At 45.3% G+C, this 5,430-nt stretch carries 3 protein-coding genes; 1 reads left to right on the top strand and 2 read right to left on the bottom strand.

From position 1 onward, the window contains the following. Window positions 1–1,648 (bottom strand): PAS domain S-box protein (locus IQ219_RS16385; RefSeq protein WP_194073312.1); only part of this gene is annotated, 1,648 nt, incomplete at its 3' end. 422 nt (window positions 1,649–2,070) lie between these two features. Here IQ219_RS16385 and recN point away from each other — a divergent pair. Continuing rightward, on the top strand, window positions 2,071–3,825 hold the full coding sequence (gene recN, locus IQ219_RS16380) for a DNA repair protein RecN (RefSeq protein WP_194073311.1): 1,755 nt from the start codon (window positions 2,071–2,073) through the stop codon (window positions 3,823–3,825). Window positions 3,826–3,888: 63 nt separating this feature from the next. On the opposite strand, the gene gcvP is transcribed toward recN, so the two are convergent. Further along, the coding region (gcvP, locus tag IQ219_RS16375) for an aminomethyl-transferring glycine dehydrogenase (protein ID WP_194073310.1) at window positions 3,889–5,430 on the bottom strand (1,542 nt) is incomplete at its 5' end.

Genomic DNA, 5,430 nt, shown 5'->3' with positions numbered 1-5,430 from the left:
GATATTCACCGTCTATTGCTTGAAAGCGGTATTCAATGTCAAACATACGTTTTTCTTCCCAGGCATTTTTCATTTCTTCTTCTACCTGGGGCAAATCATCGGGATGAATTCTATTTTTGCGTATTTTGTCATTGTTGCCCATTGATTGAGCATCGTAACCAAGGATAGACAGATAATTGCCCTGCCATTCAATCGTATCCGTTTCTAAATTATGGCAATAGACAATTTCTCCCAGGGCATTAATCAGGAGTTGATTGCGTTCAATTAATTCCACCCTGGCCTTTTCTATAGACTTATAGGGGGTAACATCTTTGAGTAAAATAATAGCTAACTGAAATTCATCATTTTCATTTCTTAGACCAACAGTATTTAATGCCAGATTAAGATTTTTATCCCCCTCTACAGTCGCACTAATTTCCTGCTCAAAACCATGGCGATCGCCCAGGACAATTGCTTGATAAAATTGCCCAAATTTTTGTTGATATTGGGGCTGAATGAAATCAACAAATTTTGACTGTCCCATCGGGACGGATGCTTTGCCCAGTAATGACCAAAGTTTGTGATTATGGCGACGTAATACACCTTCAGAATCTAAAATAGCAATGCCTAATTCTGAACTTTCAAAAATTGCTTTAAATTGATTTTGTATATCAATTAATTTTTGCTCATTGGTAATTTTATTGGTAACGTCTACTCCGTTCTGGATTAAATACTTTATGCCCTCTGCTTGATGGAATATCAGACTGCTAGTCCAGTCGATCACAACAGTGCTTTGATCCTGTTTTTTTAATTTATTTCTATAGTTGATTGTGTTTGATGGTTGAGCTTTGTCAGTGAAAATATTGTTTAATTGATTAACTGCTTCTGAATCCACCAACAAATCAGTAAAATTTGTGCCAATCAAGTCATTTTGGCTCAATCCAATTACAGCTTCTGCACTATGATTAATAAAAATGATTTGCCCCTGATCATCTAGCACCACAAGAAGATTATTGCTATTCTCTAAAATGCAGAGAAGATTATTGATTTCACCATTTAAATCTGATAAAAATTGCTCCTGACTGGCAAATTTTGCTTTATCATTGGGTATAATGGCAAGCTTATTTAATTTGAAAAATAACATTATGCCCACACTTTCAAGGGTGATAATTACCACCAAAAAGATTATGGCCAAACGCCGAAAAGGTGCCTGAAACTGATTCAGGTCAGATTGCACTACGATCGCCCAATTAACTTCTGGGATGTATTGGTAGGCGGCGATCGCCTTCTTGCCATTGTGATTTAACCCTATGGTGACCCCATTCTGTTTTTGCAGAGCTTGGCGCAGGGCACTATTCCAGTGGGTAGGACTGTCGAGAAGATTGGGACAAGTCTGGGTATACCAACTATAAAAAATCAGGCAAACCAGATACCCATGGTAGCCTTCCCCAATCATAATTTCATTGTTGCCAATGAGGGGATCGGTGTGCAGATAGGAACGTCGGAGAATATTGATTACTTCTTTCCTATCTTGACTTTTTAACAAGGTACTAATCAGAGCAGCGTTATGGGAGGCGATCGCCTCTAGCTTGGTTTGTTGATTTCGTAGACTGATTTTGTAAGCGAGCCAAATTCCCGCACCAAAAGTAATTAGGGCAATAGTCGCCACCTGTAGAATTAACAAGCCCCATCTTTTTCTTTGTCCCACCGCTTTGTTCCACAAACATCTTCGAAGTGGCCTAATCAGTCCAGCATAGGAGGTCTGAAAACTCCAAAAACCTTACCACTCCGAAATCATTCTAGCCAATTTATGTTTTAAATTCCCACAGTATGCACAACTAAAATCTCTGCTTGACACGGACGATCGCCATACTATAAACCCCCAATCCCCTCTTAGGACTTAAGCTAGAACTATGGCAACAGACTGATTGGCGGCAATGATGGCAAAGAAATCCCCGTGGTAAAATCAAACTTCATGCCGAGTTGGGTATGGAAAGCCAGCGTACTTTAATTTGCACTTGTATTCTAGGCTTAGTTATTGTAACGGGCACTCCCTCATAGCAGAATGTTCAAACCATTGGCCAATTCTTCATGCTACTATCCCTGCGGATTATTAATTTTGCTTTGATTGATTGCTTAGAAATTAACTTCGGGCAAGGCTTAAATGTATTGACGGGGGAAACCGGAGCGGGGAAATCAATTTTGCTTGATGCTATTGATTTGTTGCTAGGGGGGAAGGCCGGGGCTAGGGTTCTGCGTCAGGGTTGTCCCAATGGATCCATTGAGGGAATTTTTAATGCTCCCCCCGCTATTAACCAATGGTTAGTGGCCCAGGCCATTGAACCGTTAGAAGATAACACCATTGCTTGCACCAGGGAATTTAGCAAAAAAGGAAGCTCGTTAAATTCCCGTTCTCGCCTTAATGGGGTGTTGGTAAATCGACAAATTTTGGCAGAATTACGAAGCCAATTGGTGGAAATTACAGCCCAAGGTCAAACTCAACAGTTATTAGATCCAGGGGAACAACGACAATTACTAGATCTATTTGGTGGTCAAGCTTTACTAGAAAAACGCCAGACAGTGGAGAATGCCTATAAACAATTTACCCAAACAAAACAAGCTTTAACCGCCAGGCAACAATCGGAACAAAATCGTTTACAACGGTTAGATTTTTTAACTTACCAGTTACAGGAGTTGACGGAAGCAGCATTAACCGATGGTGATGAATGGGAATTATTAATCCAAGAGCAAGAAAAACTTTCCCATGTAGTGGAACTACAGCAATTAAGTTACCAAGCTACTCAACTCTTGTACCAAAGTGAACGGGATGCCCCGGCGATCGCCGATCTGTTGGGGGATGCGGAGGGACAGTTGCAAACCATGGCGGAATTTGACAGTGGCCTTAATCCCCTATTGGAATTGGTACAAACAGCATTAACCCAAGTAATTGAAGCGGGAAGGCAAGTGCAACGCTACGGCGATAATTTGGAAGCTGATCCGGAGAGGTTGGGGGAAGTGGAAGAAAGATTACAAATATTGAAAAGAATTTCTCGTAAATACGGCCCCAGTTTAACCGAAGCCATTGCCTACCAAGAAAAAATTCAAGCTGAATATGACCAATTGACGGACGGAGAACAATCCCTGGCCCAGTTGCAAGAAGCATTGACTGAGGCAGAGCAAAAATTAATCAAGCATTGTGGTCAGTTAACTTTAATTCGACAGAAAACAGCCCAAAAACTGGAAAAAAGATTGGTACAGGAACTTAAACCCTTGGCCATGGAAAAGGTGATTTTCGTTTGTCAATTGGAGTCCATACCTCCCAGTAGTTTTGGGGCAGAACAGGTAGTATTTTATTTCAGTCCTAATACAGGGGAAAAAATTCAACCTTTAGCGGCCACCGCCTCCGGTGGGGAAATGAGCCGCTTCCTCCTTGCCCTCAAAGCCTGTTTTAGTGACCTATCTCCCCCCAGCCAAACCTTAATTTTTGATGAAATTGATGTGGGGGTATCCGGCAAAGTGGCCCAGGCGATCGCCGACAAACTAGCCCAACTGAGTCAGCGTCAACAACTCCTCTGTGTCACCCATCAACCCTTGGTGGCGGCCCTGGCCGATGTCCATTTCCATGTGGACAAAGTGGTTATTAACGAGAACATTGCCGATCCGGCGAACCCCCAGCTTGATGAAGATTTACGCACCGTTATTCGCATTACCCCCCTCCAATCCGATAGCGATCGCCAACAGGAATTAGCCCAATTAACCGGGGGCCATTCCGCCAAGGAAGCGTTAGCCTTCGCCCAATCCCTACTAGAAAAATCCGCTGCCCGTCGCCAAGCCTCCCAGGTGTGACTGCCACGGGCAAACAAATTTGAGAGCAATTTGTCCCCCGCCTCACCGTTGCCCTGATTCCGGTTAACTTTCCTTGTAAGCCTCCATCCCCTCGCAGGAGCAAACTAAATGGCGATCGCCGTAGGTATTGTTAATGCGACCAACGGCGGGCCAGAATTTAAACTGCTTAGTCCAGGGGGCGGGGTAGGCGGCCTGTTCCCGGTCGTAGGGATGGTTCCATTCACCACAGATGAGGGATTGGGCCGTATGGGGGGCATTTTTCAACGGGTTATCAGCGGGATCAATTACCCCGTTGGCGATCGCCTGGGCCTCCTGGTAAATGGCAATCATAGCATCACAAAAACGGTCTAATTCCGCCAGGGATTCACTTTCCGTCGGTTCCACCATCATGGTGCCCAGTACCGGCCAAGACACCGTGGGGGCATGGAAACCAAAATCCATTAGGCGTTTGGCCACATCTTCCACTTCGATCGCCGCTTGCTTCTTGAGGGGGCGCAAATCAAGGATGCATTCATGGGCCACTAAGCCATTGTTACCCTTGAATAAAATGGGGTAATAATCTTCTAACCGTTTAGCCATGTAGTTAGCATTGAGAATGGCCACCTCCGTCGCCTTGGTCAAACCTTGGGGCCCCATCATGGCAATGTACATCCAGGAAATCACCAAAATGCTGGCACTGCCGTAGGGAGCGGCGGAAATCATGCCAATGGATTGGTCTTCTTCTGGAGTTGCAGCAGACGAATTTAAACTAGTCCAGGGTAAAAATTCTTGCAAATGGGCCTTAACCCCAATGGGGCCTATACCAGGGCCGCCACCACCATGGGGAATGCAAAAAGTCTTGTGTAAATTGAGATGGCACACATCCGCCCCAAAGTCGGCGGGACGACATAACCCCACCTGGGCATTCATATTGGCCCCGTCCATATAAACTTGACCACCAAAGCGATGCACAATATCGCAAATTGAGCCGATGGTAGCTTCAAATACCCCATGGGTGGAAGGATAGGTCACCATCAAGGCCGCCAGGCGATCGCCGTACTTTTCCGCTTTCCCCGTCAAATCCTCCACATCGATGTTGCCTTCCCCGTCGCATTTCACCGGCACTACCTGCATGCCGCACATCACCGCACTAGCCGGATTGGTGCCGTGGGCCGATTCGGGGATTAAACAGATATTGCGTTGTGCTTCCCCCCGACTGAGGTGATACTGACGGATCACCTGTAACCCCGCATATTCCCCCTGGGATCCGGCATTGGGCTGCAGGGAAATAGCATCAAAACCGGTGATCTCCCGCAACCAAGCTTCCAACTGGGCAAATAAAATTTGATAACCCTCCGTTTGACCAGCGGGGGCAAAGGGGTGAATTTTACCAAATTCGGGCCAGGTAACGGGCATCATTTCCGCTGTGGCGTTGAGTTTCATGGTGCAGGAACCCAACGGAATCATAGAAGTGTTTAAGGCTAAATCTTTGCTTTCTAGTTGGTGGAGATAGCGCAATAATTCCGTTTCTGAATGGTACTGATTAAAAACGGCGTCCTCTAGGTAGGGACTCTGACGGGTTAGATCTGCGGGGAAACGGGTTTTAACTTCCGACCACAGTTCTGC

This window comes from Synechocystis sp. LEGE 06083, assembly GCF_015207725.1.
In the GTDB taxonomy this organism is placed as follows: domain Bacteria; phylum Cyanobacteriota; class Cyanobacteriia; order Cyanobacteriales; family Microcystaceae; genus Synechocystis; species Synechocystis salina.
The sequence above is the reverse complement of the archived record's forward strand: the minus strand, read 5'-3'. Positions and strand labels throughout refer to the sequence as shown.